This window comes from Acinetobacter sp. YH12254 (assembly GCF_013417415.1).
Taxonomy (GTDB): domain Bacteria; phylum Pseudomonadota; class Gammaproteobacteria; order Pseudomonadales; family Moraxellaceae; genus Acinetobacter; species Acinetobacter pseudolwoffii.
In genome coordinates, this window is sequence record NZ_VPEB01000002.1 from 171,713 (window position 1) to 195,833 (window position 24,121).

The following is a 24,121-nucleotide window of genomic DNA, read 5'->3' on the forward strand; positions in this document are numbered from 1 at the left end:
AGTTAGGTGGAAGTATACCGTTTTCTATATCTTGTCATAGTAGGCAGTGCTTAGTGAATATTCACTTAAACAGACTTAGCTTCACGGATTGCCAAATCCAGTGCCGTTAAACGTTCAGGCGTACCGACATCTACCCAAATACCTGCCAGTTTAGAGGCAACCACTTGATGATTCAGCATCGCTGCCTTTAATAAAGGTGCCAAAGGACGCTTTCCAGCCTCTAAGCCTTCAAACATTTTTGGACTGATGACGGATACACCGCTAAAAGTCAGGTTTTCACCCTCGACCTGTTGATCGAAGGTATAAGCCTTCCCTTCTGCAAGGGTGAAATCACCCTCTGGATGTTGTTCTGGATTCTCGACCAACACCAGATGTGCCAAATTATCGTTCAGATCAACATCTAATAAAGGTGCAAAATCCATTGTGGTCCAGACATCACCATTTAATAGGATAAAAGGCTGATTACCCAAAAGCGGCAAAGCATGAATGATCCCGCCTGCCGTTTCCAGACCTTCACCTTCATGTGACCACAGAATTTTTACGCCAAACTGTGAGCCATCGCCCAGGGCTTGTGCCAGTTTTTCACCGAGCCATGCAGTATTGATCACGATTTCAGTGACGCCAATCGCAGCCAGTTTCTCGATATGCCAGACAATCAGCGGCTTGCCACCGACTTCAAGCAAAGGCTTTGGGGTATGCAGCGTTAAAGGCCGCATACGATTACCGAGGCCTGCGGCTAAAATCATCGCTTTCATTTAGGCAGCCACCTCATATGAACCATATTTTGCTTCAAAAGCCGGCATCACTTTTTCATGCATAAACTGCATAAAAGGCTGCAATTCTGGATAAGGTTTAGATTCTTCTAATAAATACCACATCACCCGTGGTAAATCTTTTAAATAACCGGACTTACCATCACGTTCAAACAGACGCACAAAAATACCCAGAATTTTGATATGACGTTGAATCGCTATCATATCGGCATCTTTCTTGAACTGCTCAAAATCACGGTCTTCTTTGGCTGAGGCTGGCAATAAATTATAAAAGGCTTCAAACCAGCGATAGACACGATCAGCATTCCATTGCACATAAGCATCACGGGTAATCGAGATCAGATCGTAGGTATCCGCACCAATCACCGCATCCTGAAAATCAATCACACCGAGTTCGGTTTCATTGTCAATTTTCATCAGATTACGGCTATGAAAATCACGATGCACAATCACTTGTGGCTGCGCCAGCGCTGCATTGGCCAGAATCGCAAAGCTACGTTTGATCAAGGCACTTTCTGATTCAGTCGGCTGGATCTTTAAGGCTGGCAACATCCAGTCAGTCAGCAGCTGCATTTCCGAGATCAGTTTTTCATAAGAGTATTCCGGAAAATGTCCTTCTCCAGCAATTGATTGCAGTTGAATCAGCTGCTTAAAGCTTTGCTCATAATAAGCATCCACCGTCTCTTCATTCAGCAGATTGGAAAGCAGGACATCGCCAAAATCTTCGAGCAGCAAAAAACCATTTTCCAGATCTTTGGCGACAATATGCGGAACACGCACGCCATGCGCATCAAAAAATTCATCAATCGTCACAAAAGGCACACAATCTTCTTTTTCTGGTGGTGCATCCATCAGCATAAATGTTTTATTATTCAGTTTGATTCGTGCATAACGACGGAAGCTGGCATCACCTGCTAAAAAATGAGTTTCAAATTGATCTGAACCGAGTACAGAGGCAATCCAAGATTGTATCAATTGTTCGCGTTGTGTATTCATTTGCAATTAATTCTAATACAGGCTGAGTTTTTAAAGTGCTAAGTGTAGCTACTTATCAACTTTTTCTCTATGATGCGACAATAATTAATTGCGATAAAAGCATGATTGGTTAATGAGACAAATGAAGCATCACTTTAAAATCAACCCTCTAGCGACTGCGATCTTAACCCTTTTATGTGGCAGCTCAGCCTCAAGCTATGCTGCATCAACTGTCTCATCCGATGTAAATGCAGAACAACTCAAACAGCGCATTAATGAGACCTATCCAGGTGAAGCCTTCTTTTCACAATACTATGTCGATAAATCCTCGGCTGAAGCGCAGCAACGTCAGGGACAGTATTTAAGTTCGGCTTATTGTGAAGGTGCCTGGGTCACCCCGATCGCTCCAGATGCAGCGACTATTGCGCCAGACCAAGCCACCTCAACCATTACCGCCGATTATGGACATTACAATCCGGCAGGCGACTCCTATCTGGAAGGCAATGTGGTTATTGATCAGCAAGGTCGTCAAATCCGTGCCGAACGAGTGACCATTGATCAGACCCAGACCTATGCCAAAGCAGCAGGTCAGGTACAGTTAGCACAAGGCGGTCTGATCTCACAAAGTGATGATATTAATTATAATTTAAAAACCCAACAGGGCGATTTAAACAACAGTTTCTATATTGCAGAGCAGCAACATGCCCACGGTCGTGCAGAAAAGATTGCCAAAACATCGACTGATACCATAGAACTGGAAAATGCCACTTACTCTACCTGCCCGCCTGAGCAAAAGCCGACCTGGAAAATACAGGCAGAAAAGATCAAGCTGAATCAGGAAACCGGACGTGGTGAAACCCGCAATACCAAACTGTATGTCAAAGACGTTCCGGTATTGGCAATCCCTTATTTCAACTTCCCGATTGATGACCGCCGTACTACCGGCATTCTGACGCCAACTTTTGGTTTTACCAATGATGGCGGACTTGAACTCGGTGTTCCTGTTTATCTGAATTTGGCCCCACAGTATGATGCTACCCTCACGCCGCGCTATATTGGTGATCGTGGTGCCATGCTAGATGGCGAGTTCCGTTATCTGACAGAAAATTATGGTGAAGGTCGCATCTGGGGTGGCTATCTACCTTCGGATGAAAGTTATGATAATGAGGATCGTAAAAGCTTACATTACTTGCATAATTGGCAGATCAACGATCAGTTCTCGACCAATCTGGAATATAATTACGCCTCAGACAAAGATTACTTTGCCGACCTGGACAATAACCCGAACTCAAAAACTGACTTGAACCTGCGCCGCGCCTGGGAAGTCAATTATAAAAATGGTATTCCCGGCTTAAAGGCACAATTCAAAGTCGAAGATTTCCAGACACTCGATCCCACTGTACTGGATGAAGATCGTCCTTATGCACGTTTGCCGCAGCTTTTAGTCAATTATAAAACTGGCAATCCACTCGGATTACAGCTTGAGTTTAATAACGATACTGCTTATTTCCAGAAGGACCTGAGAAATTTTGCTGATATCCCTCAAAATGATGACAAGATTTATCAACCAAGTGGCACCCGCATCTATAACGACTTTTCGGTGCGTTATAATCACTATAACCCGTGGTCGTTTTTTATTCCGGAAGCATCTGTACGCAACATCAATACCTTCTATGATGAGAAAACCCGAGACCGTGGTGGTTCTAGTGAAAGCCAGTCCATTGTGGTGCCACAATTCACGCTGGACACCGGCTTAATTTTCGAAAAAGAAGGCACCTATTTACAGACCTTAACGCCTCGTCTGTTCTATGCCTATTCACCTTATGAAAACCAGCAGAATCAACCTAACTTTGACTCAGTCGTCGCTTCGATTAATTATGATCAGCTTTTCAGTGCGCGTCGCTTCTATGGCAACGACCGCCTGGAAGACAACAACTTTGCCTCTTTAGGTCTGAGTTATAGCCTGTTTAATGAAGAAGGTCTGGAACGCCTACGTGCGAGTGTCGGTCAAAGTTTCTTCTTTGAAGATCGCCGTGTCACACTGGAAAATGATGCAGATGAATTCGACCGTGAAAGTCATACTGGCCCTGTAATTCAACTGACCAGCCAGCTGTCAAATAATGTTCACATTAATCTGAACTCAAGCTGGATGTCGAATGGCCAAAATGCTGAGCGCGATCTGCAGGTTTATTATACCGGTGAGCAAGGCAATCTATACAACGTCGGCTATTTCTATCGTAAAGACATTCCGAACCGTCAGAAGAGCTATGATCATGTAGTGGGTTCATTTATCCAGCCGATTGCCAACAACTGGCGTCTGGTGGGACATGCGCAGTTTGACCTCGACAATAGTGTCGCACGAGAATATTTACTTGGCGTGAACTATGAGTCATGCTGTTGGGGAGTTTCTGTATATGGTCGTTCATATTACAATGACTTAGACAACGTTAATGATTCAAACGTCAAAGCCAAACGCGCCATTATGGCCGAGGTCAGCCTGAAAGGCTTAGGTGGGTTAAGCAGCAAACTCACCTCATTACTAGAAAATCGCATTCTAGGTTTTAACAATATCAATCAAACTTGGACAGAACGTTAATGAAGACAAAACAGTTAAAACAAATTTTTAAAGCGACTGCACTTGCGCTATGCCTTTCTTCAGCGATGACGACGTTTGCTGTTGCCCAACCTAAAGATGAAGTTGTAGCTGTGGTCGACAATAGTATCATTCTGCGTAGTGATCTGGCTCAAGGTGTGGCCGAGATTTCTCATCAGCTGCAAAAGCAAAATCAGACAGTTCCACCCCAACAATTTCTTGAGCAACAAGCCTTAGAGCAGCTCATTATTCGTCAGGCACAACTTGAACAAGTTAAACGCTACAATATTCGTCCCGATGAAAAATCCCTGAATGACGCAGTACTGAAAGTTGCACGCGATTCGGGCTCAACCAGTCTGGAAGCTTTTCAGCAAAAACTGGATGCCATGGCGCCCAATACCTATGCTTCTTTACGCAACCGTATTGCGGAAGATTTAGCGCTGAATCGTTTACGTCAACAAGTCGTGACTTCACGGATTCAAATCACAGACCAGGATGTTAAAAACTTCCTAAATACCCCGCAAGGTCAGGCTTTACTCGGCAGTCAGGTACATGTGCTGCATTTACGTGTAAGCGGCGAAAATGCTGAACAGATTGCTACACAGGTAAAGCAAGAGCTGAATAACAGCAATGATATTCAGGCGATCAGCAAAAAATACAGCACTAGCGGCATTAAAGTCGAAGCTGCTGACATGGGCGTGAGAAGCCTGTCAGAAATTCCGGCAGAACTGGCTGCACGTGTCACGACCCTACAGCCAGGTCAAACCTCTGAACTCATTCCGGTTGCTGATGGGGTACATGTACTCAAGCTACTAGAACGTAAAGGTGGCGAACAAAAAGCCCTGGTTCCTCAATACTTGACCCGTCACATCCTGATTCAACCCTCTGAAGTAGTCAGTCCGGAAAATGCCAAACAGATGATTGACAGTTTATATAGCCGCCTGCAACAAGGCGAAGATTTTACTGTTTTAGCTTCAACCTTCTCCAATGATACCGGTTCAGCACGTGATGGTGGCAGTCTTGGCTGGGTAAGCCCTGGGGTAATGGTGCCTGAGTTTGAACAGCAAATGAAAAGCACCCCAGTGGGGCAGTTCAGTAAACCGTTTCAATCCCAGTTTGGCTGGCATATCCTGCAAGTCAGCGAAACACGTCAACAGGATATGACAGAGGAATATCAAGAACGTATGGCCCGTCAATTACTTGGTGAACGTCAGTTTGATGCCGAGCTGGACAGCTGGTTACGTGAAACACGTAGCAATGCCTATGTAGAAATCAAAGATCCACAACTGGATCCTAAACGTAATCGTTAAGCCCAGATCCATTTTAAAAAGCCAGCGCTAGATTGCTGGCTTTTTAATTTTTATCCATGCAAAACTTACAGGCATAAAAAAACCTCTCGATGAGAGGTTTTTTTAATTTTCAGACTCGATTAACGATTATTTTCGTCGTCTTGAGTATCTTCAAATTTAGTATCGTTGTCAAAGCCAGCGCCTTGACCACCGAAACCAGCACCTTGACCACCGAAACCAGCACCTTGACCGCCACCGAAGCCGCCTTGACCACCAAAGCCACCACCTTGACCACCAAAGCCAGCGCCTTGACCGCCACCGAAGCCACCTTGACCACCAAAGCCAGCACCTTGACCGCCACCGAAGCCACCTTGACCACCAAAGCCAGCACCTTGACCGCCACCGAAACCACCAGTAGCACCTTGACCGCCAAAGCCAGCACCTTGTGGACCAGCAGGCGCACCAGCAGGACGAGGATTACGTGCAGGCACTACAGTTGAAATTGCATGCTTATAAACCATTTGGCTTACTGTATTTTTTAATAAAACCACGTATTGGTCGAAAGACTCGATATGACCTTGTAATTTAATACCGTTTACCAGGAAGATAGATACTGGGATACGTTCCTTACGGAGAGAATTCAAGAATGGATCTTGTAAAGTTTGACCTTTAGACATGTTATAACTCCAAAAAAAAATTAAAAATCAGCGCAAAAACTATCTCTATTTTTCAATTAAAAATTATAAAAAAGATAGTCCCTAAATTTTGCTTTATCCGTGACAGTTTCGCAAGTCTTGTTGAGCCTGCTGTAGCGTAAAATATGTTGTAAATTTATGCTTTTCTTGCAAAGACCTCAGCCACGTATATTGACGTTTTGCAAGTTGTCGTGTCGCAAATAAAGCTTTATCCTCCATTTCCTGTTGCTTTTCCTTGGTTTTGTCAGCATTTTTTAAGAATTCTATAGCTTGACGGTAACCTACCGAACGCATAGAAGGTAGATTTTCATTAAAATCGTATTTTTCAATCAAACTAACAACTTCATTTAAAAAACCGTTTTTCCACATCATTTGCAGACGTTGTTCAATACGCCCGTGTAATTCTAACCGATCTGGCATAAGTGCATAGTTATAAAAACTGTAACGATATGGTAAATTTTTAGGTTGCTCTGCCTGTAGTTTTGTAATCGGCTCACCGGTCAGTTTAAACACTTCTAAGGCACGAATAATACGCTGCTTGTCACTAACCTTGAATTTCTCCGCAGCAACGGGATCTACGGCACTTAATTCTGCATAAACAGTCTCCCAACCTTCTCGCTCGCCTTTGGCTTCAATTTCAGCACGAATCGTATAGTCGGCACTGGGCAGATTATCTGACAACCCCTCAAGTAAGGCTTTAAAATACAGCATGGTTCCGCCCACCAATATCGGTGTTTTACCACGTGCATGAATATCATCAATTAACCGGCAAGCATCTTCAACAAAGTTTGCCGCAGAATAGACTTCAAGCGGACTGATAATATCGATCAGATGGTGCGGATAGCGCGCCAGTTCCTCTTTAGAAGGCTTGGCTGTTCCAATATCCATTTCCCGATAAACCAGCGCAGAATCGACTGAAATCAGCTCGAATTTTCCCTGCTCATACAGTTCACATGCCAAAGCGGTTTTGCCACTTGCAGTTGGCCCCATTAAATTGATGACCGGCAATTGATTGGACATGTAAAACTACTCTCCTCGAGCAAAAAGTTTGTCTAGTTTATTCAATGGAAAAGCGCGCCAAGTCGGACGGCCATGATTACATTGACTGGCAAATTCAGTGTGTTCCATCTGACGCAGTAAAGCATTCATTTCAGACAGGCTTAAAATGCGATGCGCACGTACTGCACCATGACAGGCCATACCTGCCAGAATCTGGTCACGTTTCTGCAATAGACCCTGTACCTGATCATTCGGATCCAGATCATTTAACAGCTCGGGAATCAGTGCATCAAAATCTGCTTTGTGCAAAATGGCAGGTACGCCACGCACAATCACCTGTTCATCACCATACTGGTCAATTTCAAGCCCCAAACGCATTAACTGCTCTTTGAGTTCTTCGACCCGCATCGCCTGCATTCGAGTGATGTTGACCACTTTGGGAATCAGCAATTGCTGTGATGTCCAGAATTCAGGTTTATCCCAAGCCGATTTCATTTGCTGCAAGACAATCCGCTCATGTGCTGCATGCATATCCACAATGATCAGCCCTTCGGTATTTTGTGCCAGAATATAAATCCCATGTAACTGGGCAATCGCAATCCCGAGTGGATGTTCATCGACTTTGGCCTGTATATGACTTTGCAAGGCTTGCTCTGCAACTTGTGGCTCATAGGCAGACGCTTGATCACGCAGCGGTGCCAGATAGCTTTGCAGGGCATTATTCAGCTGCTGCGAGCCTGCATAAGACGCATTATAGTCTCGCGCATAATGTACCGTTTGCGGCCGCGAAGATTCAAAGTCGGTCAGGACATCCGATGCCTCATTTTCATCTTTAGCAGCTACAGGTAGGTTAGAGGATAATTGCTGCTGCGCATGCGCAGTCTGGTGCAGGCTAAACTGTTCCTGATAACGCGGTTGCGGTACAAGTGCAACAGGTTCATCATCAACTTTCATCGCAGTTGCTAAATCAGCAGTTGCCGTCTGGAATTGTGCCAGAGTTTCTTTGGCATAATACCGTACAAACTCATGTACTTCACGCTGATTCAGAAAGCGAATTTCATGCTTAGTGGGATGGACATTGACATCAACATTTTCAGGATCAACTTCTAAAAACAGCAAATAAGCCGCATGTTGATGGCCATGCAAAATGCCATCATAAGCCATCCGCAAGGCATGAGAAATGGTTTTGTCTTTGACAATCCGGCCATTGACATAGACATATTGCAAGTCGGCCTGTGCACGCGCATCTGAGGGATGACCAAGCCAGCCTGATAAACGCATGTTTATACTGTCAGCATCGATCCAATAAGCATTTTCAGTGAACTGACGACCCAATAACTGCTGTACCCGCTGGAAACGTAAAGCACCGCTATCCGCCACGGGTAAATTCAGCTTGATGCTTTCATTATGTTCCAGCACAAACCGGATATCAAAATGCGTCAGTGCCATACGGCGTACAATTTCTTCAATGTGGCCAAATTCAGTGCCCGGTTTCTTTAAGAATTTACGCCGCGCAGGCACATTAAAAAATAAATCCTGAACCCGGATATGCGTCCCTTTCGAAGCCGCGACCGCTTGAATCTGCTGATGATCAAAAGCCGTACCGTTTACTTCTACCTGATAACCAATGCCATCCTCATTTTGACTGCTGATCATGGTCAGGCGTGAGACTGCTGCAATCGATGCCAGCGCTTCTCCACGAAAGCCTAAACTGCTGATCGCATACAGCTCATCGGCACTCTGGATTTTGCTGGTGGCATGACGCATGACGGCCAATGCCAGATCTTCAGCATGAATACCACGGCCGTTATCCATAATTTCAATTAAGGTACTGCCACCCTGTTCCACCCGGATGATCAGCTCGGTCGCACCCGCATCAATCGAGTTTTCCAGTAATTCCTTGACCACGGATGCCGGACGTTCAATCACCTCACCTGCAGCAATCTGGTTGGCCAGCGCAGGATCAAGGGCACGGATACGGCGTAGGCTTAAATCATTCGACATGTGAAAATTGACGCTCCAAAGCCTCTCGCAAAGCAAGATTAGAGGAAATCAGGCTTGCAGTACGGGTCAGTTCATCTTCAGATTTTAAAATTTCAATAATCAGGTCAGCTTGCGGAATTTCATCGCCACCTTTGGAGGGCCATTCAAATAAAAATAGCGCATTCGGAGTTTCCAGATAATCCCGGATTCCCATCAATTCGAGTTCATAGGGGTCATTCAGACGGTACAGGTCAAAGTGAAAAATATCCTGCCCATTGATCTGATACGGTTCGACCAGCGTATAAGTCGGACTTTTCACCGAACCTTGATGACCCAGCTGTTGCAAATAATAGCGCGTTAAGGTCGTTTTTCCTGCCCCCAAATCACCGATCAGATATACGACTCCCGCAGGGAAATTTTCGGCCAGAACCTTGGCCAGTTTCTGGGTATCGTCTTCATGATTTAAAGTGACATTAAATGAATAAGGCATATTACTCACGACATGATGCAAAAGAATAAATATGATAGCATCGCCACGCTTTAAAAGCCTATTCACCTGTGTGAGAAACTGTATTTTTTCACCATTTCTGTTTCTGAGAGGTTGATCTGCCTGCCATGCATCCGACTGTTGAGTTTAATCCGCCCATGTTAAATGGGGTCAGTGCCAGTAAAGTGTTCTTGCAGGATAGTCTAGATGCACCCCCGACAGTTTTTGCTTATTTATGCACGCAATTTGCGCATATCGCAGCAGATGAATGGCAAGCCCGTTTCGCCAAAGGTCTGGTCTATGATGCGCAGGGCCATCAATTAAGCACAGAAAGTCCATTTCAGGCCAATAGTCATTGTTTTTATTATCGATTTTTGGCACATGAAGTGCATGTTCCTTTTCAACATCAGATTTTATTTGAAAATGAGCATTTCATGGTGATCGATAAACCGCACTTTTTGACCATGAGTCCGACCGGTCAGTATGTACAGGAAACCTTGCTGGTTCGTCTCAAAAAACAAACAGGCAATGAACATTTAACACCGATTCACCGGCTAGACCGTGAAACGGCCGGTGTGGTTCTCATTTCAAAATATGTAGAATCTCGTGGCCTGTATCAACAGATGTTTGCCACACGGCAAGTGCAGAAGACCTACCATGCGATTGCAGCATACAAGGCTGATTTAGAATTTCCATTGATCACACGATTAAGAATGGAAAAAGGTCAGCCCTTCTATACCATGCAGGTGGTCAACGGCGAAGCCAATAGCGAAACGGCAATCCAGCTGTTAGAACATAATAAAGAATGGGCCAAATATGAACTGAAACCACACACTGGCAAACAGCACCAATTACGCGTGCACTTGAATCATCTCGGTATTCCAATTCAGAATGATCCGTTTTATCCACGGATAGCGCACAAAGCCGAAGATGATTTTTCTGCCCCTTTAAGCTTATTGGCCCAACATATTCAATTCATCGATCCGATCACGCAGAAAAGCATGAATTTCAGCTCCAGACTTGAATTGACACTGTAAATCGCTTGTCATTACAGATTATTTTCTAAAATCGGTCGCTTTAAGATTGAATTTCAAACGTAATTGATTAGAATAAAGGCGAAAAGTTAAGTAATTTAAAGCTTTAAAAATATTATGAGAAAAACTGAAGTTTATCAAATTCGCTTGGACTCGCAAGAGAAGAAACAAGCCTTTGCGGTATTTAAGCAATTGGGGATTACGCCAGCTCAGGCCGTGCGTCTTTTTTTCAAACAGGTGGTGATTACCAAATCGATCCCCTTCTCGATTGAAAACCAGAATATTAATCTGGAACAACTGATCCGACTGCGCAAACTGAAGCAAAATGAGATCCAGAATGGGCAAAGCAGCTTGCCAAATTCAACACTCAATTCTCTGGATGATCAGGAAATCCAGCTCGATGATGATCATCTGGATTTATTTGAAGAACTGAATGCCATTTTAGGTGAAAGCGACAAAATTTAACATTGTTGCATTTCCGAACAATTTCTAAAGCCGGCCACTGACAAACTTCGCTATGCTTGATGCTGATAATGAATAAAAAATTAGCATGGAGGATGCAATGCTCGTACGACGCGCTCAATCAGCAGACCTGAATCAGCTTGCGATATTATTCGATGAATATCGACAATTTTATGGCACCTCCTCTAACCCCGAACTCTCCTACCAATTTTTAAAACAACGTTTTGAAGATGGACAGACCGTCATTTTCATTAATACCAAAGATGATACTTTTACCGGCTTTATTATCCTGTATCTGGGTTTTTCTTCGGTGGCCTGCTCGACCTATTATATTCTGGATGATGTCTATATCACCCCGATATTTCGGCGTCAGGGTGCAGCCAGACAACTGATTGATACCGCAATTTTATTTGCCAAACATGAACAGGCCTTAAGAATTACCCTGGAAACCCAAAAGAACAATTACCAATCGCATGAATTGTATGAATCTATGGGATTTATTAAGGATAATGAGTTTCAGACCTATCATTGTTTCCTGAGATAAAATCTGATCGTTCAAATAAACTTGAGAAGAATAACTCAATTATTCTTCTGAACGGAATTTTGCCAAAGCCACCTGTTCTGCATTTAAATAGATCCATTCTCCTTCAGCCAGCTCAGGCAGAGCCAAAGCACCAATTTGAGCACGATGCAATTGCTCGACTTTATTTCCGACGGCTGCCAGCATGCGTTTCACCTGATGATATACCCCTTGATGAATGCTCATTTGCAGACGGCTTTCAGACAGACGTATCACTTCAGTGGCTGCAAAAATACCTTTTTCATTGCGTAGCTCAACGCCTTGTTCCAGTTGCTGTAGCTGAGCATCAGTGACTGGATCTGCCGTTTGCATTTGATAAACTTTGGCCACATGTTTTTTCGGATGTGTTAATGCTTGCAGAAACTGGCCATCATCAGTCAGCAATAACAGTCCGGTGGTGTCCTGATCCAGACGACCCACGCATTGAATGCCACGATTCAGCAGCATCTCATCAAACAGATCAAACACACTAAAATGATGCGTGGCCTGATGCGAACACTCATAGTCCTGCGGTTTGTTTAAAGCGATATAGACTTTCTCTCGATAGCGATGGGCCTTGCCATAGACCTCGAAGTCTAAATCATTCAAATCCAGTTTATGTTTGGGATGATCAATCACTTCATTCTGGATGGAAACAGCACCATTTTTAATCAGTTGCTGACAATGCTTGCGGGAGCCGAAACCTTGTGACTGCAACATTTTTTCCAATAGCATCTGCTTAAACCTGTATCGCGTGAAGAGTTGTGCATTCTATCCTGAAACACACCTAAATTGATTGCTTCGCTTATTTTCTTCGTATCACCAGCTGAAACGCTCTACAATGGTGGCATTTTCCATGTTTCCTCTCCCGCCCATGTCACAACTCGATTTAAATTTGATGGTTCTTTTGGTATTACTGGCCTGTGGGATATTCAGTCACAATAGTGCTGTCACCATTGCTGCAGCGGTACTGATTGTTCTTAAAATTACCCCGCTACACGACCTGTTGCCTTATGTACAACAACATGGTTTGAATATTGGAATTATTATTTTAACCATCGGGGTATTGGCACCGATTGCGAGTGGCAAAATTGCCGGAGAAAGTATTCTCAAGTCATTTCTCAGCTGGAAATCTTTACTGGCCATTGCCATTGGTGTTTTTGTGGCTTGGCTCGGTGGCCGCGGTGTGAAACTGATGTCGAATCAACCGGATATTGTCGCGGGCTTATTGATTGGTACTGTAGCAGGTGTGGCGGTGTTACGCGGCGTACCTGTTGGGCCGCTGATTGCAGCCGGGATTTTATCTTTATTGATTGGTACACAATAGATTCAAATCATGAGCACGCATCACCAGTATGCAAAGATTTCTCAAAAACACATCACATGACCTATAACAAAAATACATCACATGACCTATAATATGCAGGTCATCTATTGATTACCTTGCACCAAGCTTTAAAGCAGTGTTTCAAGCTTGCTCAGGATATGTCATCAGATCAACGGAAGATTCATCTTGGTTGTAAGCTTTCCAAGCTAAAATAAAAGCGATACAAAAAAATAGAATGATCTTTAACAAGCTGTGACCTGATAAAAATTTGAAATTTACTGCATGACAAATCCGAGCCTAATCTTTTAAGGCATAAACCAAACTTTCTATCATCTCGCCGTTTTCCAAATATACTTTAACCGGAATCCGTTGATATTCATCACCTTCAAACGCATCCAGCTCTTCCCAATATTGGGGAAGATGCTCAGATATAAATACATAACCCTGAACAGTCTCGCCCGAATCACTGAGCTGAATGCCCGGGCTACCAAATTCAGCCCCCCCCCAGCCACGCTGTTGCAAATGCCCACGGATATAAGCGGCTTTCCAGCTTCCCCCAATCCGCTCCATGACATGGGCATTGGGTTGCTGGGGACGAAGCGTGCCGTATACGAATAAACTATGCATCTTAAAAGTTCTGAAGGATCATTTCGGGGATTACTCTACAAATAACAGTGCCAGACGGACTTGGTCATAGGCCATTTTAGGCGTGGTGAGTTCTACAATCGGGCGCAACTTAATCGAGCCATCATCATTAAAATGCTCAGCACTTTGACGTTTGGTTAAGCGTTTATAAATTTTACGCACCTGCTCCACCACTTCCTCACCCGGATGAGCCACCGAAATATCCAGTCCCTGCTCTTTGTGTAAACGGCCTAGATGATTAATGATTGTCGCTGGCGTCAGACCACGTTCAGTCGCGATATCCGCAACTTCATAGCCTTCTTCAAACAGTGCTCGGGTTTCATCCAGTGTGGCAGTGGCATAACTCTGCTTCGTGCCACTCTTGGAAATTTTCTTTTCATTGCGCTGGATTTCTGCTTCATTCAATGTGCCACCGCAGTGACGAATAAAGGCTTTATGCTGCGCAGTCAAATCGACATTTTCAAAATTCGCTTCGGCTTCATCAGAAAGTTCCTGAAAACGACGATCAGCTTTAATCGCTAAACTGTCAAGTTCCAAAGCCTGCTCATTAAAGCCTTTTAAACGTAAGCCATTTAAGCTTTTCAACCGTGACAGCGCCACATAACCTTGACCTTTCTCGAAAGTATGACTCAGATCAATTTCTGCTGCTTCCAAGGTCATCCCTTGAGATTTATGAATGGTAATCGCCCAGGCCAAGCGTAAAGGAATTTGCTGGAAACTGGCAATAGTCTTACCAGCTTCATTGTCTACCGACCAGGTTTCCGGCTCCACCACCAAGGTCGTGCCATCGGTCAGTTTTACTTTGGGCAGCACACCATATTCATCGTCTTCTTCAAAACTGATCACTTCACCCAGACTGCCGTTGATATAGCCCATATCAAAGTTATTTTTTACAAACATGACTTTGGCATGCTTTTTCAAGGTTAAGGCTTCTGGTGCACGTACTGAAGATTTTAAAGTTTCAATCAGCTTTTCATTGCCATCACACTGGGCATCAAACTGGCGCGGATCATTGTCAATTTCATTCAGATGTTTAAAGTTAAGACTATCCACATCCATATTATGGGTATACAGACGCGTATAGGTATCGCCGATTTCTTGATGTCGGGTTGCCTGTAAAGCCGTGCGATGTTCATGGCTAATCGCCTGCGCACGGATCGCATTCAGGATGTCATTCAGATAATCATTGCCCTGACGATGCTGCTCGGTCAGATAACAGACCCGAAACTTGGCTTCTACCCAGGCTTCCGACATAAAGCAGAATTTATCGCGATTACGCTCGTCATTCTTACCGACTGGCGGCAACTGGAAAAAATCCCCGGCCACAATTACCTGAATACCGCCAAAGGCTTCATCACTGTCCTTAAAATATTTCAGCACCTGATTGACCAGATTCAGCTGCTTGGCATGCAGCATGGAAATTTCATCAATAATCAGAACTTGGGCATTTTCCAGATGTTCTTTTAAGTATTTACGCTCTTTCATGCGCTTTAAGTCATCTTCGGACAAAAAGTCTTTAATCCCAATGCCGGCCCAGGTGTGAATGGTCATACCATTCATATGCGTGGCTGCAATACCGGTCGATGCCGTAATCGCGACGGCGACCTTACGCGCTTTTAAATAATTAATATATTGATTCAGCGTATAGGTTTTTCCTGCACCCGCAGAACCGGTTAAAAAGACATTTTCTCCTGCTTTGAGTAACTTAAGGGCAGTTTCCTGTTTCATAAGAGCAATACCGTGAAAGAACGGCTATAGCCTAACGATTTTTGGCAGAAAAGTTAAGCGTCATGGCGGAAAACCACTTAATCTTGCACTTAAGCCTGCAAGTTGAGCCAGTTGATAAAATGCATCGCGATATTGCTATATTCAGCTTCTGCCTTTTGATTGTTCGGATATTCCAGCTGATCGAAGATCACTTGCCCATTGACGATTCGACAGCCCAGAATTAAAGGTAAACGCACATCCGGATGCGACATGCGAAAGGCCACATATTGCCCTTCAATAATCTGCTGGGCATAACTGGCAGCCAGACAGTTCCTGAAAACCTTGGATTCTTCCAGAATACGATCCAGATTTTTAAGCTCCTCAAAACGCCAGTTGAAATATAATAAAAATGAGGCCTGCGTCAAAGGTGACCAAGTTACGAGCGCAAACTCTTTTTTCAGCTTGGCCATCATTTCCTGCTTCTGAATCTGATCATGCCAGATCACGGCCTGAGCGAATAATCCACTCCAGCTGAGGTTTTTCGGAATCTCGTTATGACTGGAAAAATATTCCACTAAATAGTCACGCACATAACTGTCAAATACAGACTCACGCACATGTCCACTGTGTAAATAAAACAGCTGTCTAAATTCGACAAAAGGAATCCGATAGCGCTGCAACACATGATAGAAATCCCGATTCTGCTGGCTTTGAGGCTGAATATAGGTCAAGACTTCTTCTGGAAGATGTGTGGTAATTTTATATAGATGCTGCATATATGCCTGCATCACCCGGCTCAGTTGCAAATAGACTTTCTTGGTGATCTGATCATCCATTTTGACCACGTTACGCAGCAGTTCTATCCATTCGTCCAGATACAGAATCGAGGGAGTGATGGCAATCCGCTGATCATCCATCGATTGGCGTGTGCCTTTTAAGACCACCGCCTGATTATGCTGATGTTGAAACCAGTCATGCTGGATTGCATATTCATGCATGCTATGAATAAACAGTCGCGCTGAGACATATTGAAAATATTGTAAGGTCGCCAGAATAATCTGCGGATGAATATGATGGCTGTCTACAAAACTTAAGGCCGTCACTGCCACCCGCACGCTGCTGTGCTGAATATTGCTACTGATCCAGTCCAGTACTTCGGCTGGTTGCCTGAAAATCCAGTTCACTGCACGATGACAGTCAAATAGTGGTAATCGGGCCACCTTTTTTTGCCATAAATAGGGATGATTTTCCAGAAAATTTCGTTTGGCTAATAAGTCATCGCGATGCCAGACCTCACGGTTCATCAAACGGACAAAACCGAGCAGGTGGCTCTGCTCCTCGGCATGTCGATACAACAGCCGAATATCATCGCTGTGATCATTCAGTTCATGTAAATTAAAACGCTCTTCAAAAGACAAGGACATAATCCGAAACGTCGCCGGATGCAAAAACTGTGCGGCACTAAAACAGAATTCATCCAGAGTGTCCATTAAGGACTGGATGGACAGGAACTCATCCTGCTGTAGAAATGCCAAAGAAAAAGCCTGTTGCAAGCTTTCAAGAATTTGCGGGGGAATATCCTGTTCGTCCAGAACAACGTTTTGCATGACTGGTGTTGTATACAACCCGGCCTCTATTAAATGATGATCAATAATCTCAGCCTGAACCACCGACATCTGTCGCAGGAATGCCAATACCCGTGCTGGGCCATTTACCGCTTCATAGACCTGGTTCAGAATCAGTTTGCGTAATTGCTTGGCTTTGTCACGTAAATACAGCGAATGCTGCGGTTTCAAGTCCCCAGTCAGGAAATAGATATCCTGTAAAAAAAATTCTTCTAGCGCTTCTGCTTTGTATTGCTGAAAATAAAAATGACTCTCGACCAAAACGGGTGCAGTTCCGGAGTCCAGTGCATATGCAGTATAAAACTGGATATAGAACAACCCGTCTAGCAATTCAATCCGGTATTGACCCTGCTGAATTTTTAATAGATTTTGTGCAGTCAGATGACCAATCATCGCCATCTGATCCAGATAAAGCTGGTTCAACTCCGGAGAAATCCGCAAACATTGTTGTGCCAGCAATTTTAACGGCGCTACCCAACCACCCTGTTCCATATACGCACCTATATTATTTTATTTTTATATTGAATCATGTTGAGCCCTCGATCATCGATCAGTGACTATTTGACCATACATTATGGCAGTACTCGCACAATAAAACAGCACTGCAGGATGACTTCTAAATATAGCGCATCTCAATATGTCACAACTTGGATTTACAACGAGGATTCGGTTGCCTGCTGGTCTTGCTGACGCTGCACAGTGAGCGCTGCCAACCCCGTATAAATATGCTGTTGCAAGCTATGCCGAAACTCAACCAGCTCTTCTTGCGTCTGCACCTGAGCAATCGATAGTCGTGGCATAAACTGAAAATAAAAGGGCAAGCGTTTTGGCAACAGGTGTTTGGGCAGAGAAGGAATCACATCGCCCTGACGTAGTAATTTATTGAGTTGTGGTATTTTAAGTAGTGTTTGAAAATACTTATGCTGGATAATCTTATTGGCATTAAAGCCAATCTCATAGACCTCATCCGCACCGAGAGCGGCAAAAGGGACAAGATCATAGTTGAATTCTTGCGCCAGCTTTAAAAAGCCGTAACGCTGCTTCCAGATCAGCTGATACTGCTCACCCTGACGTTTGAGCACTTCACGACCGCCACCCGGAAAGACCAGAATGGAATAGCCTTGCTGCATTGCAGCACGCACATAGGCTTGTGTTCCATCAATGGCACCAAACTTTTTCACGGCTTCACGCCACAGCGGCACATAAAAATGGCTATGATCTGCAATACTGACCACAGCCACCTTATGTTCGTTGTAGAGGTAATCAATCAGCATCGGCGCATCAAAGATGCCATACATGGAATGATTACCGACATACATTGCAGGTCGACTGGCATCCATATACTCAGCCCCTAAAAATGTCGGGGTAAAATATAACTTGGAGAAGGCACTTAAACGCCTGATCCACTGCCCGTCATGCTTGGCCTGCAATCTGTCTACTCTCTATTTATTGCGGATCATGCCACACGTTTTTGAACCAGAATCGAACCCACTGAATAACCAGCACCGAATGAACAAAGTACGCCGTATTCACCATCTTCCACTTCATGGGCAGTGCGGTGTAATGCAATGATCACGCCTGCAGAAGAAGTATTGGCAAACTCGTTCAGAATCATCGGCACCAGACCAGGTTTGGCATTTTCTTTGCCAACCACCAGTTTCAGGATCAGTTCATTCATACTGGCATTGGCTTGATGGAGCCAGAAGCGTTTCACGCCAGTCGGTGCAATCTGATTCTTCTCCAGTTGCGCTGTAATCATTTTCGCAACCAGTGGGCAGACTTCTTTAAAGACCTTACGGCCATCCTGACGGAAACGCTTGTCATCAATGTCGGCATTTTCAGAGGTATTCAAGAAACCAAAGTTATTGCGGATGTTATTCGAGAACTGGGTGAACAACTCGGAATCCAGAATTTCAAAACCGGTTTTGCTTTCAGTGTTTTCAATAATTGAAGCGGTTGCCACATCACCAAAAATAAAGTGACAGTCACGTGAACGAAAATCGGTATGTGCAGAGGTAATTTCCACATTAACCAATAACACACGACGCGCACCAGCCTTAATCGCATCATAGGCCTGTTTCAGACCAAATGTTGCTGCCGAGCAGGCCACATTCATGTCATAGGCATAGCCTTTAATTCCTAAAGCGGTTTGAATCTCGATGGCAACGGCAGGATAAGCACGTTGCAAATTCGAGCATGACAAAATCACGATATCAATATCTTCAGCAGTTACGCCTGCATTTTCCATCGCCTGCTTGGCTGCGATTACACCCCATTCTGCTTGCAGTGAAATTTCATCATCTGCACGTTCAGGTAAATTCGGACGTAAACGTTTCGGATCTAGAATACCGCTTTTTTCCGCAACATAACGGCGTTGGACACCAGATGCCTTTTCAATAAATTCTGCACTAGAACCACGACGCGCTTCAATTTCGCCTGCAGCGATTTTGTCCGCATTTTCGTGATTAAACAGTTCCACATAAGCATTTAAACTTTCAACTAATTCTTCATTGGTGATGACATTTTCCGGATGGAACAAGCCAGTACCCGTAATGCGGATGCCCATGTAAAACTCCTTCTCTGAATTACCTATATCTTAACTGATTCCAAGACGATCCCATACTTTTTGCAAGCGAGTTGGAGACACGGGTGCTTTTGTTTTCATCGGTTGTGAAAACAATGAGATTCTTAACTCCTCGACCATGAAGTACAATTCTTTCAGACGAGGGTCATCTTTAAACTTGAACAATTTTTCCATCCATTGATCAATTTGGTCAATGGCGGAATTGTCCCTTTGTAGATTATTGGGCAAGCGGTCTAAACGCAAGATCAAGGCTTTCAAATAACGTGGAAATTCGATCCATACATCGGATGGTTTACGATATACAAAGTCAGAAAGACTCATTAAATCAAGTTGATCTTCAATATCATTGATATTTTTCTCAAACACAGAATGGTCTAAAACCAATAATTTCCGGCGGATTTCCTGCCACTGGATATAAATATCTGTGATCTCTTTCAGGGTAACTTGCCCATGACTTAAGAAAGATTTTTTTACATCTTCAACCAGTTTTTGGAACTCTTGCGCATTGACAGGTAGCTCATTCATGGACACTTGCATTGTGGCATAAACTAACATTTGTTCTAGTTGGGCCTTGTCACCGAGTGGCGAATAAGCCAGTGCCAAAGGTTTGGAGATCTGTTTTTTTAACTGGCGAATCAGGTCTCCCAGTTGCATATGCACCAGTCGGATCACCCCTTCACGATGTTTTTTGATCGCTTCCGCCTGATCGTTAAAGGTCTGAATCACCACGCCCGACTCATCTTTTTGCTCCAGTGCAGCAAAGGCTTTGGTCGGCACCAGCGCCTGATACTGCTTGACCACGACACCCGTGACTTTTTGTGAGGCTTCAAACACAAAACTTTCCGGGAAGGTTTTAAATTCACCTTTCAGCTGCTTGACCGGACTATGGGTTTCAGCCCGGCAACGTGCTTTCAGCTCTGACAAATCACGACCCTGTTCAATGACACGACCTTTTTCATCAGTGACTTTAATAAACGGTAACAGATACTGTTCGACCCGGTCAAAGCTGAAATCTTTCTCAGTGATTTGATCGCCACGTAACTGGAACGCCAGGAAACCAAAGATATGTTTCTGCAGATCCTGTACATCGACTTTTGCCATGAGTTTTCGTGCAGTATCTGGAATTGGCACCAGATTACGGCGCTTGTCCTTCGGCAAGCCTTTTAGCAATGCTTCAATCAGGTCCAGACGCCAGCCTGGAATTCCCCAGGACCAGATTGCTTCATCTACCTGAGCCAAGGCTTGCAGTGGAATTTTAACTGTCGCGCCATCTTCATCATGACTCGGGTCAAAGCGATAGGTCGCTGCCAGACGAAGTTCACCATTACGTAAATAGTCAGGAAATTGCTGTGTGGTTGGACGGTCATTCAGCCATAATGCATCATCATCAACAAATAAATAACGTGGCTGCTGAGGCTCAACCGTAGCCCGCCAATCTTCAAAAGTACGGCGGCTGGCCACTTCAGCTGGCACTTTAGATGCATAGAACTGGTAAATGGTTTCTTCGTCTACCACCAGATCACGACGACGCAATTTATCCTCAACCCGTTCGACTTCTTCCAGTTTAAGCAAGTTATGCTTTAAAAATGGCGGACTAATACCGAGATGACCCGTAGTTAAAGCATCGCGTAAGAAAATTTCATGCGCCGCAGCCTGATCGACTTTTTCATAATTGATTGCTCGTTTTGGCTCAATGATCAGACCAAATAATGAAATCTGGTCATAAGCGTTCACCACACCGGCTTTTTTCGACCAGTGCGGTTCAAAATAATGATGCTTGAGCAGATCGCGGGCGGCTAGCAGTATCCATTCCGGTTCAATCTTGGCCAGAGTGCGTAAATACACTTGCGAGGTTTCCACCATCTCAAAAGCCATGACCCACGGCGTATTGCTCTTATGCAAAGTCGATGCCGGGAAAATCCGGGCTTTCTGCTGACGTACCGCCATAAACACATTACGTTCATCGGTCTTGTTGGCAATAAACGACAATAAGCCGGTGAGTAATGCACGATGCAGATTTTCATAACTGGCAGCTTTGTCATTAAATGACAGTTTTAGACCTTGAGCCAAGTCCACCAGTTGTTCATGGGTTTTTTTCCATTCACGTAAACGCAGCCAGCTCAAGAAATGATTCCGCGCAAATGTACGGCGTTTATTCTCACTCATACTTTCGCGATTGCCGTGCAATGTTTCCCAGAGTTTTATATAGAACAAAAAGTCAGAATCAGCTTCACGGAACAAGGCATGTTTCTGGTCGGCCTGCATTTGTTTGTCTGCAGGACGTTCACGCGGATCTTGTACCGCGAGCGCCGCAACAATAATCAAGACTTCGTTTAAAACCCCAAAATGTGCGCCACCCAAAATCATACGGGCCAGACGTGGGTCAATCGGCATTTTTGCCATTTGCTGACCGATTTTGGTTAATCCACTGCTTTGAAGTCTCCCTTTCTCAAAGGGAGATTTAGAGGGATTTGCTTGATCATCTTCAGTTTTAGGAGAATTTTTCTCGGCCATTGCCCCCAACTCAATCAGCAACTTACGGCCATCATTCACCAGACGGTGATCCGGTGGTTCGATAAAATCAAAGTCCTCCAGCGAGCCTAAACCCAGACTCTGCATCTGCAAAATCACCGATGCCAGATTGGTACGCTTGATTTCAGGTTCAGTAAATTCCGGACGGCTCAGAAAGTCGTCTTCTGAATACAGGCGGATACAAACACCGGGCGCAATACGACCACAACGACCTTTACGCTGATTGGCTGCAGCCTGAGAAACGGCTTCAATCGGCAGGCGCTGCACCCGTGAACGATAGTTATAACGTGAAATACGCGCAAAACCACTATCAATTACATAACGAATATTCGGTACAGTCAACGCTGTTTCCGCGACGTTGGTGGCAATAATAATACGTCGCCCACCACCGGAAGGATTAAAGATTTTTTGCTGCTCTGCCAAGGCTAAACGGGCAAATAAGGTTAAGACTTCAGTATGCCGTGGTCCATGCTTGATCAGGGTTTCCTGTAGCTCGCGAATTTCCTGTTCTGTACTGGCAAAAATCAGGATATCGGCATGTTCGGGATGGCCTTTTTCTTGTGCATCCTGAAAACATTCTTCTACCGCTTTAACCACAGCACGCGGCAAGTTTTCTTCGAAGTCATCAAATTCATCATCATCGCTGCCGCCAATGCTCATTTCCGAGATCGGGCGATAACGCAGTTCAACCGGGAAACTACGGCCTTCTACTTCAAAAATGGGTGCACCATTAAAGTAATTACTAAAACGGTTTACATCCAGTGTGGCAGACGTAATGATGACTTTCAGGTCTGGACGACGCGGCAGTAACTGCTTCAGATAGCCCATAATGAAGTCGATATTCAGCGAACGTTCATGTGCTTCATCAATAATAATGGTGTCATATTTGCTTAGGTAGCGGTCATGCGTCAGTTCGGCAAGCAGAATACCGTCAGTCATCAAGCGTACAATTGAATCTTGGGAACCCTGTTCAGTAAAACGCACTTTAAAGGAAATTGATTCCCCGAGTTTTTCGCCAACTTCTTCAGCAATACGCTGTGATACGCTTCGAGCCGCCAGTCGGCGTGGCTGGGTATGTCCAATCAGACCAGTCAGGCCGCGTCCAGCCAGCATGGCAATTTGCGGTAATTGTGTGGTTTTACCAGAACCGGTTTCGCCAGCCACAATAATCACCTGATGTCTTTGAATCGCGGCTATCAGCTTGTCAGCGTATTGGGTAACGGGCAAATCTTGATTCAGCTTGATGTCTGGAAGACGTTCCAGCCGTTGCCGCACTTTCAGATTGGATTTTTCAAATAGTTCCTGATACTGCTTGGCATTGGCATCTTTCCCCTTCTTCAGTCGATTTAAACGGTGACGGTCACGCGCCATTATCCATTGATCTACATTTAAATGACTCTGCACAGAGAAAACACCCACATCAAAAAACCGGAAAAGTTTATTTTACTTGGTTCATTGGCTTTCAGATAGTCGTAGTTCTGTTAAGTGCCGGACAAATTGGCTTTACTCGTCTCATTTCCCTTAATTCGGCGTAGCAAATCGAGCAAATTATCCCGCTACTATCACCTGTCCACATGATTAAGTTTAAGCATAAGCCTAATTTTCAAATTGATATCGAGAGTATTTTGAGGGAAATAGGATTTTTTTCCTGATCTGCCCTTGAATTTTTCAGTTTCAGCATCATGTTTGTTAGCACGAGGAAAAAGAGATAATTTTGTCATGAAGCCATCATCTTGATGCTGCTCAATGAACAAAGCTATTTTGTGAAAATGGAGAATTTTTATATGATTCGGTTTTTCCGATTTTTGTAATGTAAAAATACCATTTCACCAATAAAGTAAATTTCTATAAG

General features: G+C 44.3%; 19 protein-coding genes. 6 read left to right on the top strand and 13 right to left on the bottom strand.

The window, feature by feature from the left end:
- Nucleotides 1-65 precede the first annotated feature (65 nt).
- Nucleotides 66-755, bottom strand: coding sequence for an N-acetylmuramate alpha-1-phosphate uridylyltransferase MurU (gene murU / locus FTV29_RS02585; protein ID WP_005170373.1), 690 nt, complete (start codon nt 753-755; stop codon nt 66-68).
- Complete coding sequence (locus tag FTV29_RS02590) at nt 756-1,769, bottom strand: aminoglycoside phosphotransferase family protein (protein ID WP_180075021.1); 1,014 nt, start codon at nt 1,767-1,769, stop codon at nt 756-758.
- Nucleotides 1,770-1,890: 121 nt separating this feature from the next.
- On the opposite strand from FTV29_RS02590, the gene FTV29_RS02595 reads away from it, so the two are divergent.
- Both FTV29_RS02595 and FTV29_RS02600 read left to right on the top strand, forming a co-directional pair.
- The gene (locus FTV29_RS02595) at nt 1,891-4,344 is read left to right on the top strand and encodes an LPS-assembly protein LptD (protein ID WP_180075022.1); all 2,454 of its coding nucleotides are present in this window, start codon (nt 1,891-1,893) and stop codon (nt 4,342-4,344) included.
- Nucleotides 4,344-5,651 carry a peptidylprolyl isomerase gene (locus FTV29_RS02600; RefSeq protein WP_005170365.1) on the top strand — a complete coding sequence of 436 codons (1,308 nt, stop codon included), beginning with the start codon at nt 4,344-4,346 and terminating at the stop codon, nt 5,649-5,651. Before FTV29_RS02595 ends, FTV29_RS02600 begins: the two co-directional genes overlap by 1 nt.
- Nucleotides 5,652-5,770: 119 nt before the next feature.
- On the opposite strand, the gene hfq is transcribed toward FTV29_RS02600, so the two are convergent.
- The 4 genes from hfq to tsaE form a co-directional block, all read right to left on the bottom strand.
- Entirely contained in the window at nt 5,771-6,307 is a 537-nt protein-coding gene (hfq, locus tag FTV29_RS02605; protein WP_180075023.1) for an RNA chaperone Hfq, read from the bottom strand.
- Between the two features lie 93 nt (nt 6,308-6,400).
- Nucleotides 6,401-7,345 carry a tRNA (adenosine(37)-N6)-dimethylallyltransferase MiaA gene (gene miaA / locus FTV29_RS02610; RefSeq protein ID WP_005097348.1) on the bottom strand — a complete coding sequence of 315 codons (945 nt, stop codon included), beginning with the start codon at nt 7,343-7,345 and terminating at the stop codon, nt 6,401-6,403.
- A 6-nt stretch (nt 7,346-7,351) separates the two neighbouring features.
- Nucleotides 7,352-9,328: a DNA mismatch repair endonuclease MutL gene (mutL, locus tag FTV29_RS02615; RefSeq protein WP_180075024.1), complete on the bottom strand. Its 1,977-nt coding sequence runs from the start codon at nt 9,326-9,328 to the stop codon at nt 7,352-7,354.
- The gene (tsaE, locus tag FTV29_RS02620) at nt 9,318-9,797 is read right to left on the bottom strand and encodes a tRNA (adenosine(37)-N6)-threonylcarbamoyltransferase complex ATPase subunit type 1 TsaE (protein ID WP_005097351.1); all 480 of its coding nucleotides are present in this window, start codon (nt 9,795-9,797) and stop codon (nt 9,318-9,320) included. The genes mutL and tsaE overlap by 11 nt, the downstream gene beginning before the upstream one ends.
- A 125-nt stretch (nt 9,798-9,922) precedes the next feature.
- On the opposite strand from tsaE, the gene FTV29_RS02625 reads away from it, so the two are divergent.
- From FTV29_RS02625 to FTV29_RS02635, 3 genes are all read left to right on the top strand, one after another.
- Complete coding sequence (locus FTV29_RS02625; protein WP_005097353.1) at nt 9,923-10,831, top strand: pseudouridine synthase; 909 nt, start codon at nt 9,923-9,925, stop codon at nt 10,829-10,831.
- A gap of 114 nt (nt 10,832-10,945) precedes the next feature.
- The gene (locus FTV29_RS02630; protein ID WP_005097354.1) at nt 10,946-11,293 is read left to right on the top strand and encodes a type II toxin-antitoxin system RelB/DinJ family antitoxin; all 348 of its coding nucleotides are present in this window, start codon (nt 10,946-10,948) and stop codon (nt 11,291-11,293) included.
- 97 nt (nt 11,294-11,390) lie between these two features.
- Entirely contained in the window at nt 11,391-11,834 is a 444-nt protein-coding gene (locus FTV29_RS02635; protein WP_005097355.1) for an N-acetyltransferase, read from the top strand.
- A gap of 39 nt (nt 11,835-11,873) precedes the next feature.
- Here FTV29_RS02635 and FTV29_RS02640 read toward each other — a convergent pair whose 3' ends face one another.
- A complete protein-coding gene (locus FTV29_RS02640) occupies nt 11,874-12,584 on the bottom strand; it encodes a pseudouridine synthase (protein ID WP_005097357.1) in 711 nt (236 codons plus the stop codon).
- A 139-nt stretch (nt 12,585-12,723) separates the two neighbouring features.
- Here FTV29_RS02640 and FTV29_RS02645 point away from each other — a divergent pair, with 139 nt between their 5' ends.
- Complete coding sequence (locus FTV29_RS02645; RefSeq protein ID WP_005097358.1) at nt 12,724-13,176, top strand: DUF441 domain-containing protein; 453 nt, start codon at nt 12,724-12,726, stop codon at nt 13,174-13,176.
- A 297-nt stretch (nt 13,177-13,473) separates the two neighbouring features.
- On the opposite strand, the gene FTV29_RS02650 is transcribed toward FTV29_RS02645, so the two are convergent.
- From FTV29_RS02650 to hrpA, 6 genes are all read right to left on the bottom strand, one after another.
- The gene (locus FTV29_RS02650; RefSeq protein ID WP_180075025.1) at nt 13,474-13,803 is read right to left on the bottom strand and encodes a gamma-glutamylcyclotransferase family protein; all 330 of its coding nucleotides are present in this window, start codon (nt 13,801-13,803) and stop codon (nt 13,474-13,476) included.
- A gap of 30 nt (nt 13,804-13,833) precedes the next feature.
- The gene (locus FTV29_RS02655) at nt 13,834-15,549 is read right to left on the bottom strand and encodes an AAA family ATPase (RefSeq protein WP_005097360.1); all 1,716 of its coding nucleotides are present in this window, start codon (nt 15,547-15,549) and stop codon (nt 13,834-13,836) included.
- A gap of 89 nt (nt 15,550-15,638) precedes the next feature.
- Entirely contained in the window at nt 15,639-17,645 is a 2,007-nt protein-coding gene (locus FTV29_RS02660) for a hypothetical protein (RefSeq protein WP_159138340.1), read from the bottom strand.
- A 161-nt stretch (nt 17,646-17,806) separates the two neighbouring features.
- Nucleotides 17,807-18,583, bottom strand: coding sequence for a 1-acyl-sn-glycerol-3-phosphate acyltransferase (locus tag FTV29_RS02665; RefSeq protein ID WP_100355380.1), 777 nt, complete (start codon nt 18,581-18,583; stop codon nt 17,807-17,809).
- A gap of 26 nt (nt 18,584-18,609) precedes the next feature.
- On the bottom strand, nt 18,610-19,719 hold the full coding sequence (locus FTV29_RS02670; protein ID WP_005170328.1) for a beta-ketoacyl-ACP synthase III: 1,110 nt from the start codon (nt 19,717-19,719) through the stop codon (nt 18,610-18,612).
- A 30-nt stretch (nt 19,720-19,749) separates the two neighbouring features.
- Nucleotides 19,750-23,673, bottom strand: a complete 3,924-nt coding sequence (hrpA, locus tag FTV29_RS02675) for an ATP-dependent RNA helicase HrpA (protein WP_180075026.1) — start codon at nt 23,671-23,673, stop codon at nt 19,750-19,752.
- Between the last annotated feature and the right edge of the window lie 448 nt (nt 23,674-24,121).